Here is an 18,842-nt window from a genome sequence, read left to right on the forward strand (position 1 = left end):
CCCCCTTCCGTGCTAAATCGCCAACTTAGTTTTGACCCCCCTCGGGTTCATATTTTCGAGCCGGTTCGGCCCGAGAAGATTTGGTTCCTGCTTTGCGCTTGTCCTTGAGTCGATAGCTTTCACCTGTCATCTGCACGATATGGGCATGATGTAACAGCCTGTCCAGCATGGCCGCTGTCAGTGTTTGATCATCCGCAAAGGTTCCGGCCCACTGGGTAAACGGCAAGTTACTCGTGAGGATCAGGCTGCCTTGCTCGTAGCGCTTGGCGACAACATTGAAGAACAGGTTGGCTTCATCACGACCAAACGGCAGGTAGCCGATTTCATCGATGACCAACAACCCAGGGGCCATCACCACACGACTGAAGTATTCCTTGAGCCGTTCCTGGCGGTGCGCAGCGGTCAGTTGCAGCATCAAGTCAGCCGCCGTGACGAAGCGGGTTTTGATACCGGCCATCACTGCCCGGTAGGCCAGGGCGATAGCCAGGTGGCTCTTGCCTACACCACTAGGCCCCAGGAACACGATGTTCTCGGCACGTCCAACAAAACTCAGTGCTGCCAGCTCCTGGAGCTGTGCCCGGGGGACGCCGGTGGCAAACGCGAAGTCGTATTGCTCCAGCGTTTTCACAGCGGGCAGCGCGGCAGTTTTCAGCAGGGCCTGTCGAGAGCGTTCACTTCGGGCATCGGTCTCGGCAGCCAGCAGCTTTTCGAGGAAGTCGGCAAAGCTGTCTTCGCCGCTTGCTGCTTGTTGGGCCAGGTGCGGCCAGTCCACCCCGACGCGCTCAAGCTTTAGCCCCTTGCATAGTTCTGTCAGGCGAGCATGTTGAAGGTTCATGCTCTCACCTCCAGCAGTTGCTCATAAACCGACAGCGGATGCTGCAAGCTCTCGTACGGCAGGACCCGTCCCAGGCGTAGGCCTTGGGCGGGTTGTGGGCGCAGGCTCTGTGTTGGCAGTGGTAATAGTACCTGCTGCTCTTGGGCCAGACGTACCGCCGGTTGAACACCCGTCGTGCCGTGAATCCGCTGATGAGCGACTTCGTCGAGCCATTGGCCGATATGTGCGTTGGCCGTCACCACATCCAGCGTCAGACCCGCACTCTTGAGCGTAGCGGCCAACGGGGTAATGAAACTGCCCTTCAGATACCCGTTGAAGCGCTCAACCTTGCCCTTGGTCTGGGCACGGTAAGGGCGGCAGACCTTGGGAATAAAACCAAACTCATCGGCCAGCGCAGCCAATCGGGGATGCCAACGGTGCTGGCCCTCCCCAAAAGCATCTCGCTCGGTGATGATGGTTCCGGCGTTATCAAACAATGCCTGCTCGGGCACGCCGCCAAAGTAAGCGAACGCCTCCCGAAGCCCTGTCAGCCAGGCTTCGCTGTCCTCTCGCTCGGAGAAACGGACAAAGCTTGCTCGACTAAAACCAAGTGTCGCCACGAACGCCTTAAGCGGCTGACGGCCTCGTCGAATGGTGGTGAAGTCCACCTGTATCTGCTTGCCGGGCAGTGTCTCGAAACGTACCACCGGCTCTTCTGCCTTACGTTTGAAGGGGCGAATATAAGCCTTCAGACGACTGACGCCGCCGCTGTACCCCAATGCCGTGATCTCACGCAGCAGGACGGTCGCCGGAATCCAGTGTGGGCGCGCCGCCTCAATACGCTCGTGCAGGTAGTCCTTGAAGGGGTCGATTTTGCACGGACGTGCGGGTCTCACCTTGTCACTGGGTAGCGACCGGGCCTTTCGCAGGTACTTGCGCACGGTGTTACGCGAAATACCCAGCTCACGGGCGATGAATTTGATGCCATGGCCCTGACGGGCCAACACTTTAATTTCCACAGACTGCTCCTGGGTCAACATATTGGCAGCTCAAAGCCGCCAGTTTTACCCAGGGGGGTCAATTCTAGGTTGGCGTTAGGGGGTCATTTTTACAGTGGCGGTGACACGTAGGGCCGAGTGTGGCGAGCCGCAACTGCAACGTGCGGTAGAACCAGGTCTCCGGTCGACCGCGTTTGAGACGTCGCAAGACCCGAGCAGCGATGAGCAGCCCCAATGTTCCTCCGATGAGCGCGCAGACCACGGGCATGGATGGAGTGATCACGAAGGCCAACGGCAGCCCCATCACAAAGCCTGCCCCGCTGCAGCCAAAAACGGTCACCCACATCTCATCCGCCGTAAGACCACCAATCACCACGGGCTGGTTATTCAAGCGACTGGGCAGAAAACGCAAGGTGCCGTCTTCATGCTGATCGTGCTGGAGCTCAGACATGCAAGCCTCACCGCCTTAAAGGATGTTAGACGCGGTGGTGACGAGGTAGATCGTGACGCCAATCAAGCAGACGCCGACCACTGCGGTGCTGCCCAGATCGGCCCATTTGGCCTTGCCCATGTGGATTTCGTGATAGACGCCCAGCGCATGTCGGCCCACCAGAATGATGCCGAACGCGCACAGGCATAAGCCCAGCAGCGTGAAGCCGTCGAAAGCGTAGTTTTGGAATGTCTGCAGGAAGCTGGTTCCTGTGCCGCGCGTGGGGGCTTGGGCACCCGGTAGCGCTGCAAAACTACTACCGGGGGTGGCAGCCATCAGCAGGACCGGATAAGGCCGATGTTTCAAAAAGGCACGTGCCTGGGTGAACAATGAAAGCAGCGTCATCTTTATCTCCTTGGAAAAATCAACTCAACAACATGAAAGTCATGATCATGAACAGCACCGCCCAGCGAGCGGCAGCGACTGCCGCCGCCGGGGCTGCCAGGTTTCGGGTAGCCCAGCCGCGATAAATGCTTGAAAACACCCAGACGCCCCACAGCAGGAGGATCCCCACTGCGATTCCGGTCCACAGCGTGTTGCTGCTGGCAGGCGTAAAGCCCGCCGCCGCCTGGAATGCGCTGGTCTGGGTGGAGGACATCGTCATGGCGTGTGATCACCGCTGACGTTGTAATGGCCTGATAGCTCCACGGGGTCGCGGGGCTGTGCGCGGGACGGCGACAGGTAGTCTTGCAAGCCCTGGCGGATGCGCGCGATGTCGCTGACCAACCGGGGATAGTCCAGGTGATAGCGTTGGGCCGGGTCTTGTGGAAGATCGACACTGCGCTGGGCGACGGCCTCGAGCGCGTTGAGCTGACGAATCATCACTTCCACATTGGCTTGTTCAGAAGCCGTGCCGGCTGCCTGGGCATGCGCGGAAAACAGCAGCGGTGTGCACAGCAGGACTGCGGTCAAGCAGATCTGCACGCGTGAAGACGTTGTTCTGAGCGCGGGGAGATTGATTTTCACGTCGCGGGCCTTGGATGCTGTGGGAATCTATGTCCACAGCATGACCAAGGGCCGAGTTTGAATCAGTACGAAACCCTTTTTAGGTCTGAGAGGGTTTATCCAAACGGGTCGGTGTGACAATGCTGCGTTTAAAGAAGAAAAGGAACCCGGTACTGATTGCATACCCAACCGCCCAGGCCTGGGCGTTTTGATTACCAAATCGTTCGTGGCCACGATTGATCGGCTGAACGCTGACCAGCTCCCACCCCTCTCGACCGTAGCGGTTCAATACGTAGAGTCTCAGGGCTGCTTAAGTAACCTTGAATATCCGGTTCGGTCGTCTCATCTGTCGACTTGAACATCAGCACGCCGCTGGTCACGGTTTTATAGGGCAGGGGGACGAAGGTCTGGGTGTATTCAAAGAGTGTCATAGGATACCAACTGCAAGGTGGTGTGATCGGACAGATCATCATCGAAAAGCTCGGCGATTGGTGTCCGGGAATTTTGCCCAATCAGGAAGTCTTTTTCAGAATTTCCCTTGAGTGGTGTTTAAGACGGATTCGGGTCCATGCAGTTAACGCAATCCTCGCCCAGTATCGCGTCGGCAGGTAGGGCGAGCTGAGGGCGAAGCAACTGTCGTATCCTACTGAATCCACTTTGCCCATCAGAAAGCTTCAGTCGCGCGCGATGAGTACCAAACGCCATCATTATTGACGGGCATAGCGCCTTTGCATATGGCTCATTCAGGCGCTAACAACTCCACCATGGCCTTTATTTTTCGAGATATGGGGGAATAACGGAACCCATCAGCACAAGCGCACCACGAACGTAACACCTAAAGTGCCCAGATCACCGCTCCCTTTATTGCGCATTAAGAAATAACCCGATGGAAACGTTTTTCTATGGCTTTATCGAACCGTCCGGAAATCATCTATACCGCTGATGGCCATTCCCTTCCCAACTCAGACAACAGCGATCTTGGGAGCAATTGGCAGGTGCGTTTCTGGATGATTTTCTCCGGTCAGACTCTTTCCCCGATCGGCTCCGGGCTGACCCAGTTCGTTCTCCTTTGGTGGATTACAGACACAACAGGTAGTCTGGCAGCGCTGGCAACCGCTGGGGTCGTAGCGCTCTTGCCGCAGGCGCTGATCAGCCCTCTGGGAGGCATATTTGCTGACCGCTACAGTCGCCGCGTGTTGATGATTGCCACCGATATGATCAGCGCGCTGTGCATGTCGATATTGATTGTACTGTTTCTTACCGAGCGTGTTGAACTGTGGCACATTTACTGGATGATGTTCGTACGCAGCGCGATGCAGGCGTTCCAGACGCCGGCCGCATCGGCTAGTGTTGCTATGCTTGTGCCACGCAGTTTTTTACCCCGTGCAGCGGGTTTGAGTCAGGCCATGCAGGGAATAAGCCTGGTTGCTGCCGCACCGCTAGGCGCGCTCGCTATCAGCATGATCCCGCTGGGATGGGCACTGTCCATCGATGTGGTGACAGCACTATTGGGCTGCTTGCCGTTGTTGCGCTACCGTATTCCCCAGGCATCCAATAGCAACCGCACGGGCCTATCAACTCTAAGGAGTGAGTTTCGCGATGGCTTGCATTTGATCTGGAGTCACCCTGGCTTGCGCCGCCTCTATGCGTTGATGGGGGCCGTGGTACTTGTGATTATGCCTTCGTTCACATTGGTGCCATTGTTGGTCAAAGAGCACTTCGGCGGTGGTGCGCCGCACGTTGCGTTTATTGATGCGATGGCAGGCGCTGGCATGTTGGTAGGGGGCGTAGTTGTGGCGCTATTTGCGCCTCGCCAGCCAGTCACATGGATCCTCTGGGGCTTCGCTACCTCATGTTTCGCGCTAGCATTAACAGGTCTGATGCCGGCCGACCGCTTCAACATCGCCGCAGTGTGTTGGATGGTTAGTGGCATGTCCTTCATTCTAGGCGATGCCCCAATGACTGCATTGCTGCAAAGCAGCATCCCCAATCACCTGCAAGGGCGTGGTCTTTCGTTGCTGAATATGGTCATGGGGCTAGCCGCTCCACTAGGTTTGGCACTGACAACTCCACTAGGTGAGCTTATCGGCGTGCGATGGCTGTTTGTCGTTACCGGCGTGTTAGGCGGACTGATTTGCCTGATGGGATTTTTTTCAACCGCCGTGCGCCGTCTTGAAGACGGCACGCACTAGTGATGCCCTCTCACAAATAACGTTCATGGCATGGAACCGATAACGACTTTTTGGCCACTTACATGGTTTAAGGACATTCCGATGCATACACTCTAGGTTTGGCAGAGTGTTTGATCTCAACCGCAGGGACACCCGATGAAGCAGATGATCTTCGCCGACGCCGAGTACGCTGATAAATGTAAGCAAGCCTCTAAAGAGCGTTTTCTGACCAAGCCTCATTATCCCAAATGCAAAGGGGTTCGTCCGGCCTTTCCGCCGATGGCCGTGCTGCGCATAAAACATGATTAAGCAGGCGGGATCAGCGGTAATGCGGGTTACACCGGCGTGGACAAGCATCAGGATCGTCAAATTATCTGGTCGATTGTTGTACGTCCGAGCCGCTGCAAAAAGCTTGATGAGACTAGTTGGATCGTGCAGGTGCATTGCAAAATCGAGTACGCGAAAGCCCAGTGCGCGCAAAGGTCGAACATCCGTTCCGCGTGATCAAGCGCCAGTTTGGGTATACGAAAGTGCGGTTTCGCGGGCGCTCTAAAAACACCGGGCAACAGGCCGCGCTCTTTACCCTGTCGAATAGTTGGGGGGGGGGGCGAAAGCGCCTGCCGGTGATAGGAAAGTTGCACCTAAGTGTGGAAAACGTCTTGGGACGGTGCTAATCGACAAAACTTAATGAATTAAACGCGGGAAAAGTCTGAGGTTCTGATAGGACGGGGATTTTTTGAAACTCAGGCTAAAAAGTGATCAAAAGTTGATGCCTGCTTCAGACCTTCCTCAAGGCGTTTAATGAAAAAAACTGGAGGTGCCATGGTGTAATCATCTACCTGCTGACGCTATGAATGCCTGAATAACGTGAATCTCAGGATGCAGCGCTTGGCTGTGAAGGTCATACGTTTAAATGCGCCCCTTCAGTCAATATAGCGGCGTTTAAAATCGATAGAAAAACAAGGTCAACCATGTCATATCAAAAAGCAGAACCCGCTTACTTCACAACGACCCAAAGCCCAGTAGAGGTTTATACAGAATGGGACCCGTTGGAGGAGGTTATCGTCGGAATCATGGATGATATTCGTGTCCCGGATTGGGACATCGGCCTAAAAGCAATTATCCCGAAAGAATCCAGTGATTTTTTTATGACGTACTCCGGGCGACGCTTCCCAGAGGAGTTGCTTGTTAAAGCCAGGCAAGAAGTCAACACCTTGGCGCGAATATTGGAAACTGAAGGCGTTCGCGTAAAAAGGCCCAATGAGTCAAATCACCACCAACCCATCATGACGCCGCACTTTACAACGGGCGGAACCTTTTACTCCGCCATGCCCAGAGATTGTCTTTTCGCGATCGGCAAAAAAATCATTGAAGTACCCATGGCTTGGCGAAGCCGTTACTTCGAGACCTTCGCGTTCCGCGACCTGTTGAACGACTATTTCAGTCAGGGCGCCGAGTGGATCGCGGCCCCCAAGCCCATGCTGAAGGACGATGTCTGGCAACCGAATTATGATTTCGAACAAGAACTTCCGTTTCGTTCTATTATCACGGAGGTGGAGCCGCTGTTTGACGCCGCCGATTTTATGAAAATGGGCCGGGATATTATCGGGCAGCGCAGCCATGTGACGAACAATAAAGGCATTGAATGGTTGCGTAGAACCTTGGGTCCGGACTACCGCGTGCACATCTATGAGTTTGAAGAGCCGGGCCCCATGCACATTGATACAACGATATTGCCGTTAGCACCGGGCCGCGTACTCATCAATAAAGATTGGGTGCCACAGATTCCTGATATTTTCAAGGACTGGGAAATTCTCAATCCGCCTCCCTCCAACCTCCCGGATGACCATCCTTTGTTCATTACGTCGAAGTGGATTCACACGAATGTCCTGATGCTTGACGAGCGGACTGTCGTGGTCGAGAAAGATGAAGAGGCGCTCATCTCCGCTTTCCGCAAATGGGGCTTTGAAACCATTCTTTGCCCTTTCAAGCACTTCCAATCCTTCGGCGGCTCGTTCCATTGTGCCACTTTGGATGTTAAGCGACGGGGAGGACTGCACCGTTATATTTGAGGGCCTTGCCTAAGCGTGTGCAGGGCCTGAAGGCCCTGCCACTGACAAAGACATTTTCAATCGGACACAGACGATAGGAACTCGACATGCGCCCTACAAAAAAAATACTGGTGGTTTCTTCCGAACTGGATGCCGCGAAAACGGTACGCGACGTCAAAACCATGTACCCGTCTGCCACGTGGGATTTTATCTTCCTGTTGGAGGATTTTCTGGGAGTGGCCAACGATGAGCTGAAGTGCCCTGAACACTTTATCGTGCGCGACTTCGCCGACACAGCCGGGATGATGGCGGTGCTGGAAGTGATTGCCCAGCAGCACGTTATCTCTCAGGTTGTCCCCAGCGATGAATTTTCTGTTTACATTGCTGCATTGGCCAATGACCGCTGGGATCTTCCCGGTATAACCCGTGAAAAAGCCAAATCTTTTCGTGACAAAAAAGCAATGAAGGAAATCGCTCAACACGCCGGTATCAGGACTGCGCGGGAAATCACCTTGTCCGACATCGAGGGCGGGCATGTTGAATTTCCTGTGGTCGTTAAACCGCGCTCTCTGGCAGGTTCAATGGGCGTCAAAATCGTTACTGAAGCAAAACAACTGACGGAAATGGATGTCGACTGGGGAGCGGCTTACCGAGATATGGATGAGCGACAGTACATGATTGAACAGTACAACCCTAATACGATTTATCATATTGACTGCATTGTTCTTAAGGGCCACCTATCTTTTATTTCAGTCGGTCAGTATTTGGGTAAGCCTATTGACTTCTTGCAAGAAAAGCCGATCGGAGTATTGTCTGTACCTGATCAGGCCGTCGAAGATACGTGGCGACCCTTTGCTGAATCCGTGATTAACGCTTTTGAAGCCCCTGAGGGGGTTTATCACATTGAAGCCTTTGCCGATGCCGGCTTCGGCTTAGAGTTATTGGAAATTGCTTATCGTCCTGGCGGAGCAGCGATTGTAGAAATGATTGAGATGGTGCATGGGCTGAATTTGAAATGCATTCACTTAGCGGCGCAACTTGGGCTCGTCGATTATGTCGATTCGCAACGTCAGGAAGAGGCGTTTGGTTATATGACTTTTCCAAAAAAGCATCTTTCTACTGAAGCGCTTTACGTCACTCAGATTTTCTTGCCCCCCCTCGAAAGCATGCCGACCTTGAGAACCCACGTAGTGCCGGCTCTAGGTGACATCGCATCAGGTGAATTCTACTGTTACAAGGATTCGCTGGGATCCTTCGTATTTTGTGGAGACCGTGACCTTGTCTCACGGGATGTGCACTACCTGAGCGAACATTACTCGGTAAAGGTCGCCGCGAAAAACAGCCCTCCGTTTGAGGAGTGACATTCCCCTTTGCACAATTAATGATAACCACATTTAAAAGAGCTGTTAGGTCATGGACAAAAATAAGCCAAACACTATTCTGATCGTCTCTTCCGAACTGGATGTAAGCGAGGTGGTCTCCCGAATCAGGAGTCTCTACCCGATCGATGCCTGGACGTTCATCTACCTTCTGGAGGATCTTCTGGGGCAGGCGGGAGAGGCGCTGAATCGCGATGGACACTTTGTGATCCGAGACTTTGCCGTTCACACCGAGGTCGAAAAGGTATTCGGCCAGATTGCAAGGAAATATTCCGTCACCGCCGTCATTCCGAATGACGAGTTCGCGGTATACATTGCTGCATGGGCCAACGACTGTTGGCAGCTGCCTGGATTGACTTTTGACGTGGCGACACGGTTTCGTGATAAAAGGCGAATGAAAAAAATTGCCCAAAAGTTTAATATCCCGACAGCAAAAGAACTATCGCTTGATGATATTAACCGTGGAGGGGCGACGTTTCCGGTTATTTTGAAACCTCGGTCTCTGGCGGGATCTGTAGGGGTCAGAATCATTACTGAGGTCCAGCAACTTTCTGAGGCATATGCCACCGAAATTGATGACTATCAGGATATGAATGAGCACCAGTATCTTATTGAAACTTACAACTCACAACCCCTTTATCAAATTGATGCTGTGGTTCTAAAAGGGCAGCTGGCGTTCCTGTCTGCAGGTAAGTACCTAGGTAAACCCATCGATTATCTGGCCGAATGTCCACTGGGATATTTTTCACTTGCTGAAGACGATCTACACACCCTATGGCGTCCATTCATCGAGCGAGTGTTGTCCGCTTTTGAAGGGCCTGATGGTGTTTACCATATTGAAGCGTTTGGTGATGCGGGCGACGGATTTGAATTACTTGAGATTGCCTATCGGCCCGGTGGGGCTTCCACTGTCGATATGATAAAAATCGCTTATGGAATAGACCTGCGTTTCATTCATCTTGCCGTCCAGTTAGGGCTTGTCGATGCCTTGCACGTTGACCGTAAGGGCGAGGCCTTTGGCTATATGACGTTCCCTAAAAAACACTTGGCCAAAGAAATGCTTTATGTCACTCGGGTTTCACTGTCGAGTATGGAAACCCTGCAAACACTGAAGATGAAGAAAATTGCGCAGGTAGGCGATATCGCTTCAGGTGAATTTTTCTGCCACAAGGATTGTTTGGGGGCCTTTGTATTCTGTGGCGATCGAGGCAGCGTCGCTCATGACTTGAAGCATGTTGAGGAGCATTATCAAGTGCATGCAGAAGCTGCGCGTGGTTGATAGACAGTACCCGTCCGGGCATCCCGGCTTGAATCAAACCGGTCGCAAGTTATGTGGCAGCAACTGATCTGTCTTGCATCGCCCGATGCATCGGCTGGCGCGTGAGAACCTTCCTTAAGTGTAGCGGCTTGCAATCGGAAACGACCGTGCTCGCAATCAGCACACTTTTCGGCTCAGATTAACTGCGGCTGACGCAGCCCTCTGGCTCACATTAGTTGCGAGCGAGCTTGCATTCAACTGCCTCTGCTTGCATTACATCGCTGGCAACTCACATTAGCTGCGAGTGAAAATGAGCGGGGCAGATTGGCAAATCCGCCGCGAGCATTTCGTCGCGCAGTGTGTCCATGTCAGTGGTGTGCTTCCCGCTCGACGCATTCGCCGGTTTTGAGTCTGTCTTTGGAACCCAAGAGCCCTTGCGACCACACATTGGATCCGATTACTTCATCCGGGACAGCTGATAGCGCTATGAATCCTCTACGATCTATTCAACACAACATTGCAACTCCCCCAATCAGTGGCGGTCAGCCATTAGACGCGGTGGGCCCTCAGGCCCAGCAATCCCATCCTAAAAGGATTTCACCTTCTCAATTGAGCCAAAGCGCTCACCAGGCTCTAGAACGCCTTTCAGCTAATGCCGAACACCAACGCCTTGCATCACTGGTACGCAACGCTCTGCAGGATGGCACATTTCAATTTCAATCCAGTAACCACACGCAAGTAACCTATAAAGCGTCAATCTGTCTGCCAGCTGACACCGATACCGTGAGAACCGACCACTTGATTAATAACGAGCTGACGGTTCAGGCCCGATTAAATGATCAATCGGAGTACGACATCGTCAGCGCACATTTGCATGGCTCTTCGAAAGCCATATCCTTCGACGTACCCAGCCCCCCGCCCGCACATGGTTCAGCATCTTCTGTCTTGAGTGAACGGACCCATCTAGGTATGAGTCGCGTTCTCTCACAAGATGCAGTAGACAGCAGTAGCCTGGAAACTCCGTTACTGAGCTCGCCAGACCATTCTCGTCCGCCATCACAGCCAAAGCCCGTGCATATCGGGTCGGTCCGCAGGGACTCTGGTAGCCTTGTTTCCGATAACCCGGTAGTGCAGGCCCTGCTATCGTTTGCGCAGGCCGACCAGGCATTTCCACCACAGGCCGCGAGCATTGCCGGGGTCCAGCTGGAAATGCGGCCACGTCGGGATATTGAGAAAGCACTTGAGGAATTCAAAGGCGCCTTCACGGTGGTGAAGGCGCAACTGATGTCCGGTGCCAACTCGTCGGAGCGTGTAGATGAGGATGTCAACGCAGACATCCATATCCCCTTATTGCTCAAGGCCATCGAGCGGGGGGCTGCGGCATTTGGTCCAAACGCATCAATCGGCCAGAATAGCGCGAAAGCGTTTCTCGCCTCATGTGCTCCCAAGATCACGTCCAATGACGATGTCCTCTCCGAGTTCATCAACCAGAAACTCAAGGGGGACGACGATCTTCAGGTTCGCCTGGGCGCACAGGAATTGTTGCATGTAGCCACCAAGAAGGAATTCCAGCTCGGCGGTCTAGCCGGCAGCATCGGGGTCAGCAGCATACTCGGCTCGGCATGGGAGCTTGGCGCTTCTGAGCTGTTGAAAAATGCCATCTTCGGCAAAAATTTCTCACCGAGCCAATATGCCCTGCAATTGGCTGGAATCGATTCAGTGCCTCCTTTGATTATCGAGTCCATGGACACCATGTGCGTACTTGCCATCATCAAGGGCATGAAGGGTGAGGAGTGGTCCATGAGCGATCTACTTCCCAAGGCGTTGAAGGCCGGTGCTATTTCCTCGGTGGTGTCATTCCCCAATAATGTTTTGCAGTATGCAGGTTTCAAATCCAGAGTCGGCGATCTTGCGGCAAACTCAGTGACAACTGAAGCGGCCATCTTTGGCGCCGCCTCCGGTATTCCACCCGAGGTCAAGGAAAGTGAAGAGCTGATGCGTGCTGGCTTATTCCAGAGCATGAAGGACGGCGTGATGGCTCATTCAGGCGAGGGGGTGGACACCAAAAAAACGATTGAGCGGATGACGCGCCATGCGCTGGATATCGCTCCGGGCGAAAGCACCGCTGTCAAGTCCATGGGGCTGGCATCGATTGTCGGGATGATTCCACTGATTGCCAGCAACAAGGCAACCGGGCTGCTGTCGGAACAGGTACTGCGTATTTTCCGGAGCGCCGTCTTCAATCCAATCGAAGCCATCGCTCTGAACGCGTTGGCGCTTGGCGGGCGTGTCAACGTTCCCGGGCTATTTGATTCCGACAATGCCAAGCATGCACGCGTGGTACAAACCATCCTTGCGCGGGCCAGCCAGCACATGGAAGCTGGAGACCGTGACATTTCCGCAGAGGAGCTACATCAAATGCTGGCTCCCCGGAGCGAGTTCCTGCGCCATGTGGGATCTGCGATTGTCAACGGCATGAATGCCAGCTTTGAGGCAATTCCCGCCCTGGTTCGGAAGCTTGGATATGGTGAGGCTCCATTGGCCGAACGTATTCCGTATCAAGACCTGGCTGTGCCCGACACGTCGCGGCAGCCCGCACCCTGAATCATAGTCGACGCGATCTACTGGACTTCACGAGCAGCAGTCAGGCGGGTAGCATGGTTTTTCACCATGCTACCCTCGCCATCGCGGATGGTCCCACATTTGTCGGCACTACGGGTCAATCTGGGGCTACCGTCGACTGGACAAGCGCAGATTTGGCTAAAGCGGACATCAATAACTTTGCTTTCTCTGGATGCGTCACATCATCTGGACCTACTTGCTCTACAACACCAAATCCTTCTGTGTGTATAGCTTTTGGTTTAAATAGCAGTTTTGCCGCCCCTGGCACTGAGGCCAGTAATGTCAGAGGATCATACAGGTTTAGCTTCGTCACCTTAGGCCAGATATCTTCAAACGAACTCTCTTTATTTTTATCCAGTTGTGCTGCTTCAATCTGTGCATTCGGCATGAACGTCCGAAAGAACCATGAGTCATCCAACCCGGGAAGCAATCCAGCTTGAATACCTTCCCAGAGGCCTTTCAACGCACTCTTCTGAACGTCTCTCAGGTAGTGGCCTACTGGATGTCCGCTCCCCGCTATCCCTTCGTAAAATGAAGGCGAAACCGCCGTTTTATAGGCCGCCTCCTTTGTCACTATACGAAGTGGAATGCCAAGCTCCTGCGCTTTCCGATAAAGACTGCGCGCAGCGTCCATGTCGGTCGCATTGTTGTAAGCGCGTGCATCAGGCTGTACAAAACCATCTGCGTCCTTTAAAGGCTCGACGCCGCCCATGATGGTGATGTCATCAACCCGTTCGCGCACCATATCCGGGCAGGTAGTGATGAGCGCATTGATATCACTCATGCCTGCAATTACGACAATACCGACTCCATGTGGCGCACGGGCCAGGCGCCTGCTCATGTCCTGCAAGCTGTCGCGGTGTATTTCACCAGGTCCAGCCCTTAAAGCATGACCTTCCAGTAAAAATTTGGCATGTTCCTTCGACTGAAGCGAATTCATTGCGTAATCCCGACCACGCGACACATGCACGTCATGCAACTCAAGCTTGTTGAACACGCCTTTGGCCATCTCGGCACGTTGAGAGCGAACTTCAGCATCACCCAGTGTCGCCACTACATCCGTGATGTGCACAAAGCCCTCAGCCTGCAATTGCTTGCCCAAGGTGTAGGTCACGACATCATCTGGGTCCTTGTTAGGATCAGTGAAAAACCACGTATCCTTAGGTAAAAGGGGCTTGTGTGATCTCAGTTCGTTGATGGCCATGTTTTCATCTGAGGTCAGATGAGCGTTACAGGCTCCCACTTGTGCAAGCATCGTGCGCTGTGCCGCAGTCAATAAAGCTGGCGCACTTTTCGACCGCTCCAAAACTGGGCTGCTCATGCTTGCTTGCTGAGAAAGCGCTGATTGCGCGCTACTTTCCGATGGGGTACGTGATATTTGTTTTGACTGATCTAGGATGAGACGTGAGGTGGTATGGCCTGCGGTGATAGGACGATGCATTGAGTCGATCTCCTGGATAGATGAACCTGCTGTGTGGCAAGCAACGCCGTTTCGGTTTCATCACCAGGGTCAAGTGCAGCGCGCTCCGGGTTACAGCATATGCGGATTTTATCCGCCGGATACCTGACAGGCGAGAAACCTGTCTCAGCGGAGTTGGTGAAATCCGTGCTGTCGCGGCAACTGGATGATCTGGAACCAACCCTGACGCGCCATGGCTACCGCATCAAGGATCTGGTCGAGCAGTTCGACGCCAGACCCACCGAGATCAAGGCGCTGTTCAGCAACGCGCTTGATCCGGCCCGAGCCGCTGAACTGCGTGACAAAATGCTGGCCGCAGGGCTGCCGATTTGATTCAGGCCGAAGACCGGTCAGTTGCAGTTAATGTGAGTCGGAGAAGATGGAATGCAAGCCGATGCGGCTGAATGCAAGCTCGCTCGCAATTAATCTGAGCCCGACGGCTCCGTCAGTCGCAGTTAATCTGAGCCGAAAATTGCGCTGATTGCGAGCACGGCTGTTTTCGATTGCAAGCCGCTACACTTAAGGTACGCATATTGGTCATGGCAATTGAGCGTCGCAAGGTGCAGCTTATCAAGGTCTTGAGCGCTGCTTCATGTCCTTGAAGCGCTGCATGATATCGATCACGAGTGAGTTGACCGCCAGAATCTTCATGGCTCTTGTGACAGCGACGTATAGAAGGTTCAGCTCATCGTCGCGTTTGCCGGCGTCGATGTCAGGGGAAAGCGGATCCGCAGAAAAGTCGTCATAAAGCCCAACGAAGTCCCACTCCAGACCTTTGGCTCTGTGCGCAGTGCTGAGGGTCACCGTTGCATCGAGCTCCGAGGTGACAGAGGCTCCTCGCAGTTGCTCAATTCGTTTGGGCAGGTCGGGGTAGTTTTCGATCATTTTGATCGAGCGCAGCATCTCAGGATCCTGCGTGGCCTTCGCGATCACGACATACTGGTCGTAATCGGCATAGTCAGTGAGCAGTTTTCGCTGCTGAACCTGGTCATTCATATGCCGGCTGAAATAGAACAGGTCCTCCAGATCACGCAAGGAATAGCTGTCGATCCCTCCGATCCACTGCATGCGGTGGTCTTGGTTGACCAGGCGCAGCGCGTTCTCGATCACACCGCTCACAGTGCGGTGCAGGTAGGTTCGGTGAGGTAGATCCTCCGGTAAGGCTCGTTTCACCAACGTGGGCTGTCCCAGGCCTTGCAGGGGGATCTTTTCACCCTTGAAGGACAGGATGACGTTGGCCACGTAGGCAACTGCCGGCCCAAACCTGAAGCTCTGAGTCAGGAAGTGCTTCTCGGCGTCCTTCATAGCCGGGCTGTTTAAAGCATCCACAGCGCCTCTGAACCGATAAAGTTGCTGATGCCGATCACCTACGGTCACTTGCGTGATTTTTTGGATCTGGACCAGGTTCGCGATCACCGGGTTCACGTCCTGCCCTTCGTCGAGCAAAATCGCACCGAAGCGCTGGCTCAGATCCGGCTGGCTCATCTGGTACAGCTTCAGATAGCCGTCGTGCGTCATGGAGACTGAGCGGTCCTGGATATCGACCATCTTGTCCCAAACGTCTCTGGTCAGGTTGAGCGCTTTACTCATGTACTGCTGCTGGACCGAGGTCAGTGTGCGGTTGCTCTGGAATCGCACAAAGTGGTCTTCCAGCAGCTCCAGATCCTTGCTGGCCATGAAGGCATTGAGGGTCGAAACGATATCTTTGGCCAGCTCCCAGTCCTGGGTATTGATCGTCCTCGCGATGTCGGTCAAACGCAGATTGCCAGCCTGCTTGTGTTTGTACTGGCTGCCATAGACAGCGTAGGCGAGGCCGTGAGCTGTTTTGCAGGTCACGTTACGTGGAAAACGGTTCTTTGCCGCGATCTCAACGGCTTTGTTGTAGCAGAGGTACAGCATTTTGACCGACGAGTTATGCGTGGCGTAACCGACGAGTGTCGTTGTCTTCCCGGTACCGGCAAACGCCTGGACCAGTAGCTTCTTTGCGAAGGAGTGAATAGCTGGCAGTTGTTCTTCTGTCCATTGCATGGAGGGCACCTAGAGGTATTTTTTGAAGCTGGACGCCGTAATGCTGACCGCCAGGCCGAGCAGTGCCGCGCATGGCAGGAGCACTAGCAAAGGGCTCACGCTGAATGGCAGAGCCAGGTAAAGGCTCCAGGGGATGATCACCAGCGGCACCATCGTTGCTCGAGCTTTGTGATACAGGTAGCTGGACTCACGGCCGGCACCGAACCGCCGCAAGTCTCTGCGCACCAGTCCGTCCACAAAACCAACAAACGCCGTCATCACAAATAACGGGATTGCGAGGGTCAGGATCACCAGACGCACGCAAAACACCAGTGTCGTGTAGAGCGCCGCAAGGCCGTAATCCTGAAACTTGCTGACTCCCACGCCGAGCATGTATCGCACGTCGAAACCGCGTGATCGTTCTCCTGTCGCAGCATAATCAGAGGTGTGTTGAACCCAGGTCTGAAGCCCCGTCTTGACCACCAGCCAGTCATACGTGGTTTGAACCAGCCATGTCGCTGTTCGGCCAGGCTCTTGAACAACCACACTCTGCAGGAACCCCTTGGAGAGCCAGCTGAGTTCATGATCGAGCATTGCACGAGCATGCTGCCAACCGGCCTCCGGCCAGAAGAAGTACATGCAGATCCATTCGACGATGATGGCTCCCCCCAGAGAGAGGAACATTACTGCCGCGAATCGGAAGGGCAGGGTGAAGAGAGATCCTATGAAAGACTGTTCGTGGTCTTGTTGCTGTTTCGCGCGATCGGCAACGTCAGCCATATCAGATGCCCCCCTGCCGATCGCTCAACCCGCCGAGAGTCATGCCGCATCCTCAGGTGCAACAGCGATTTTTTTGAAGTCGTCGAGCAGATCTGCAGGCAGGGACTCGTTGAGCGTCTGATAACCAGGCGCGGACCACCAACCCGTGTCGTCGACCTTGCCCACCTGATAGGTCTGACGCATGCTTTCCGCCAGGGCCTGCAGATCTGCCGGCATCACCTCATCAGGATCATGTCCAGGCAAAGGCATTCTGATTTTCCACAGATTGCCGCCTTCCATGAGCGCAAAGCATTGGCCCTTGGGCAGGCCCACGACATGCGCGGGCTCAATCATGGGCACGCTGACCTGCTGCACCTGGTCATGACTGGAGGACGTGAACGCGGTGTTGCCCGTTGCACTGTCATTAGCCGAGCTGGCCGGTGTGGACGTGAAAACCTGAACCTTAGGTAACTGGTTTGTGAGCAGCTCGGCGGTGGATGTTTCACGGACGCGCAGCATGAACACGTTGTTGAAGTTACCGATCACCTGGCCAGCCTTCGCTTTGTTACCGATCTTCGCCTCGATATCGCTCATGGTCTGGGTGTAGGCAGTCACCTGCATGCCGGCACCGCCACCCTTGTTGATCATCGGAATGAATTCCTCACCCATCAGCTCGTTGAACTCATCGGCGTGGAGGTTGATAGGCACTTTGGTGCCAGGGACGCTACCCGGTAACCCGTCGTCGACGCCGAACTTGTAGATATGGCCAGCGACCGAGACCAGGTCGGAGAACATCGAGTTGCCGACGGCAGCGGCGACCTCCGTGTCCGACAAGGCGTCCAGGCCGATATAGACCACGGCCTTTTTGCGGACCACCTGCATCCAGTCAAAGATCGGTCGAGGATCGTTGGCGTACCTGAGCGGAATTTTCCTCCCATGCATTTGGAGTTCCTGTGCCTCGCTTGACCGTCAGCGGTTTTCTGGTACGTAATCTGGACCGCCGAACTTGTCACGCAGACTCAATGCCGAGCGCAGCAAGGGCCCCCACAAGCCGTTATCGCTGTTCCATTCCACACCTGCCCAGCGGGTGTCGGCCATAAGTGATTCCTTGTTGGCTTCAAGGCGTGATTTAAGTTCTGCTGACACGGGCCCCATGTCTACATCAAACAACCCGGCGTAAATCCCTTCTGGGTCCTTGGCTTTTTGGGTCAGGCTATACCTGTAACAAAAAACCCACCACTGGGCCATGTAAATGGCTCGATTCTGATCTGGATAACTTCTCAGCAGCTTTAGTAAGGCTTGCGTGAATTGCGCAGGGAAAGAGGGGTCCCTAACCTCGCGCCAGTAAGGCAGAAAAAGCAGTCTGAGAGCGACAGGAACATTCTGTGGCTCATCGTTATCGTCTTTGGTTTCGAGGAAATAAAAAGGCTCGCCGACCAGAAATCTGTCCAGCTCGTCGTTTTGTAACGCTAAAAATAGAACGTTGTCCTTGTCGTAACTCATCGCACCTCCAGTGGTTCATCCGTCAACTGTCTGCTGGCCATATGACTTCGGTGTCGCGTGCCTACCTGTTCTCGTGCGTTGGTTACAGCCTCGTTTATGACGATTTTATGACATTTTCGGAACCGATCCGGTTGCCTGGCCACTCAATTTGCTGTCGTTTATTACCACATCGGAGAAAGTACCAACCGGCAGCGCTCATCGTGTTTCAGGTCATCAGCTTCTAATGGAGATGTAGACCGCGTCCTCTTCGGCATGATGCCGTTGGTGCTTCGTGGGTAATAAACGGGATGTAAATTTATATACAGGAGTTTAATAATAACGATGGTCAAGGTTACCTCTTCCGGATTTACTGCCAACCCTCTCTCTCATCATGCGGACAGTGTTTC

The 18,842-nt window shown here is 54.0% G+C and carries 15 protein-coding genes and 4 pseudogenes; 7 read left to right on the forward strand and 12 right to left on the reverse strand.

The genetic code is table 11. The features are described 5' to 3' along the window. Positions 1-25: 25 nt before the first annotated feature. The 7 genes and pseudogenes from istB to PSPTO_RS29845 form a co-directional block, all read right to left on the reverse strand. Positions 26-835 (reverse strand): IS21-like element ISPsy4 family helper ATPase IstB, encoded by an 810-nt coding sequence (istB, locus tag PSPTO_RS04590; RefSeq protein ID WP_005741073.1) that lies wholly within the window; start codon positions 833-835, stop codon positions 26-28. Beyond that, positions 832-1,854 carry an IS21-like element ISPsy4 family transposase gene (gene istA / locus PSPTO_RS04595; protein WP_002551322.1) on the reverse strand — a complete coding sequence of 341 codons (1,023 nt, stop codon included), beginning with the start codon at positions 1,852-1,854 and terminating at the stop codon, positions 832-834. Before istA ends, istB begins: the two co-directional genes overlap by 4 nt. Positions 1,855-1,897: 43 nt before the next feature. Beyond that, positions 1,898-2,263 (reverse strand): TIGR03750 family conjugal transfer protein, encoded by a 366-nt coding sequence (locus tag PSPTO_RS04600; protein WP_011103320.1) that lies wholly within the window; start codon positions 2,261-2,263, stop codon positions 1,898-1,900. Positions 2,264-2,278: 15 nt separating this feature from the next. Beyond that, a complete protein-coding gene (locus tag PSPTO_RS04605) occupies positions 2,279-2,647 on the reverse strand; it encodes a TIGR03745 family integrating conjugative element membrane protein (protein ID WP_005769295.1) in 369 nt (122 codons plus the stop codon). Between the two features lie 19 nt (positions 2,648-2,666). Further along, positions 2,667-2,906, reverse strand: coding sequence for a TIGR03758 family integrating conjugative element protein (locus PSPTO_RS04610; protein WP_004662733.1), 240 nt, complete (start codon positions 2,904-2,906; stop codon positions 2,667-2,669). Continuing rightward, the gene (locus tag PSPTO_RS04615) at positions 2,903-3,268 is read right to left on the reverse strand and encodes an RAQPRD family integrative conjugative element protein (protein ID WP_011103322.1); all 366 of its coding nucleotides are present in this window, start codon (positions 3,266-3,268) and stop codon (positions 2,903-2,905) included. The genes PSPTO_RS04610 and PSPTO_RS04615 overlap by 4 nt, the downstream gene beginning before the upstream one ends. Positions 3,269-3,347: 79 nt before the next feature. Beyond that, positions 3,348-3,678: pseudogene (locus PSPTO_RS29845) on the reverse strand (DUF4177 domain-containing protein). A gap of 471 nt (positions 3,679-4,149) precedes the next feature. Between PSPTO_RS29845 and PSPTO_RS04620 the strand changes: the two are divergent. The 6 genes and pseudogenes from PSPTO_RS04620 to hopD1 all read left to right on the forward strand — a co-directional run bounded on the left by PSPTO_RS04620 (position 4,150) and on the right by hopD1 (position 12,710). Then, on the forward strand, positions 4,150-5,439 hold the full coding sequence (locus PSPTO_RS04620) for an MFS transporter (protein WP_005769298.1): 1,290 nt from the start codon (positions 4,150-4,152) through the stop codon (positions 5,437-5,439). Positions 5,440-5,574: 135 nt separating this feature from the next. Continuing rightward, positions 5,575-6,092 (forward strand): annotated as a pseudogene (locus PSPTO_RS04625) (transposase). Positions 6,093-6,389: 297 nt separating this feature from the next. Then, the gene (locus PSPTO_RS04630) at positions 6,390-7,490 is read left to right on the forward strand and encodes an amidinotransferase (protein ID WP_005614684.1); all 1,101 of its coding nucleotides are present in this window, start codon (positions 6,390-6,392) and stop codon (positions 7,488-7,490) included. Positions 7,491-7,576: 86 nt separating this feature from the next. Continuing rightward, on the forward strand, positions 7,577-8,830 hold the full coding sequence (locus PSPTO_RS04635) for an ATP-grasp domain-containing protein (protein WP_005769301.1): 1,254 nt from the start codon (positions 7,577-7,579) through the stop codon (positions 8,828-8,830). Between the two features lie 52 nt (positions 8,831-8,882). Next, positions 8,883-10,127 (forward strand): ATP-grasp domain-containing protein, encoded by a 1,245-nt coding sequence (locus tag PSPTO_RS04640; protein ID WP_005769303.1) that lies wholly within the window; start codon positions 8,883-8,885, stop codon positions 10,125-10,127. 465 nt (positions 10,128-10,592) lie between these two features. Then, on the forward strand, positions 10,593-12,710 hold the full coding sequence (hopD1, locus tag PSPTO_RS04645; protein WP_011103324.1) for a type III secretion system effector HopD1: 2,118 nt from the start codon (positions 10,593-10,595) through the stop codon (positions 12,708-12,710). 115 nt (positions 12,711-12,825) lie between these two features. Here hopD1 and hopQ1-1 read toward each other — a convergent pair whose 3' ends face one another. Then, positions 12,826-14,049, reverse strand: coding sequence for a type III secretion system effector HopQ1-1 (hopQ1-1, locus tag PSPTO_RS04650; protein WP_005769931.1), 1,224 nt, complete (start codon positions 14,047-14,049; stop codon positions 12,826-12,828). A gap of 189 nt (positions 14,050-14,238) precedes the next feature. Here hopQ1-1 and PSPTO_RS04655 point away from each other — a divergent pair. Next, positions 14,239-14,520 (forward strand): annotated as a pseudogene (locus PSPTO_RS04655) (phosphoribulokinase); the annotation flags it as partial. A gap of 237 nt (positions 14,521-14,757) precedes the next feature. Here the strand turns inward: PSPTO_RS04655 and PSPTO_RS04660 are convergent. The 4 genes and pseudogenes from PSPTO_RS04660 to PSPTO_RS04675 form a co-directional block, all read right to left on the reverse strand. Next, a complete protein-coding gene (locus PSPTO_RS04660; protein ID WP_005769933.1) occupies positions 14,758-16,215 on the reverse strand; it encodes a UvrD-helicase domain-containing protein in 1,458 nt (485 codons plus the stop codon). Between the two features lie 9 nt (positions 16,216-16,224). Further along, a complete protein-coding gene (locus PSPTO_RS04665; RefSeq protein ID WP_007251563.1) occupies positions 16,225-16,974 on the reverse strand; it encodes a TIGR03747 family integrating conjugative element membrane protein in 750 nt (249 codons plus the stop codon). A gap of 39 nt (positions 16,975-17,013) precedes the next feature. Continuing rightward, a pseudogene (locus PSPTO_RS04670) lies at positions 17,014-17,862 on the reverse strand (TraM recognition domain-containing protein); the annotation flags it as partial. A gap of 60 nt (positions 17,863-17,922) precedes the next feature. Further along, entirely contained in the window at positions 17,923-18,456 is a 534-nt protein-coding gene (locus PSPTO_RS04675; protein WP_005769947.1) for a hypothetical protein, read from the reverse strand. Positions 18,457-18,842: the final 386 nt, after the last annotated feature.

The organism is Pseudomonas syringae pv. tomato str. DC3000, from assembly GCF_000007805.1.
In the GTDB taxonomy this organism is placed as follows: Bacteria; Pseudomonadota; Gammaproteobacteria; order Pseudomonadales; family Pseudomonadaceae; genus Aquipseudomonas; species Aquipseudomonas avellanae.

Coding starts and splice junctions, on each gene's coding strand:
- PSPTO_RS04675 (WP_005769947.1), bottom strand. CDS start 18,456: ATGAGTTACGACAAGGACAACGTTCTATTTTTAGCGTTACAAAACGAC.
- PSPTO_RS04610 (WP_004662733.1), bottom strand. CDS start 2,906: ATGACGATGTCCTCCACCCAGACCAGCGCATTCCAGGCGGCGGCGGGC.
- PSPTO_RS04640 (WP_005769303.1), top strand. CDS start 8,883: ATGGACAAAAATAAGCCAAACACTATTCTGATCGTCTCTTCCGAACTG.
- istA (WP_002551322.1), bottom strand. CDS start 1,854: ATGTTGACCCAGGAGCAGTCTGTGGAAATTAAAGTGTTGGCCCGTCAG.
- hopD1 (WP_011103324.1), top strand. CDS start 10,593: ATGAATCCTCTACGATCTATTCAACACAACATTGCAACTCCCCCAATC.
- PSPTO_RS04635 (WP_005769301.1), top strand. CDS start 7,577: ATGCGCCCTACAAAAAAAATACTGGTGGTTTCTTCCGAACTGGATGCC.
- istB (WP_005741073.1), bottom strand. CDS start 835: ATGAACCTTCAACATGCTCGCCTGACAGAACTATGCAAGGGGCTAAAG.
- PSPTO_RS04660 (WP_005769933.1), bottom strand. CDS start 16,215: ATGCAATGGACAGAAGAACAACTGCCAGCTATTCACTCCTTCGCAAAG.
- PSPTO_RS04620 (WP_005769298.1), top strand. CDS start 4,150: ATGGCTTTATCGAACCGTCCGGAAATCATCTATACCGCTGATGGCCAT.
- hopQ1-1 (WP_005769931.1), bottom strand. CDS start 14,049: ATGAGCAGCCCAGTTTTGGAGCGGTCGAAAAGTGCGCCAGCTTTATTG.
- PSPTO_RS04600 (WP_011103320.1), bottom strand. CDS start 2,263: ATGTCTGAGCTCCAGCACGATCAGCATGAAGACGGCACCTTGCGTTTT.
- PSPTO_RS04665 (WP_007251563.1), bottom strand. CDS start 16,974: ATGGCTGACGTTGCCGATCGCGCGAAACAGCAACAAGACCACGAACAG.
- PSPTO_RS04605 (WP_005769295.1), bottom strand. CDS start 2,647: ATGACGCTGCTTTCATTGTTCACCCAGGCACGTGCCTTTTTGAAACAT.
- PSPTO_RS04630 (WP_005614684.1), top strand. CDS start 6,390: ATGTCATATCAAAAAGCAGAACCCGCTTACTTCACAACGACCCAAAGC.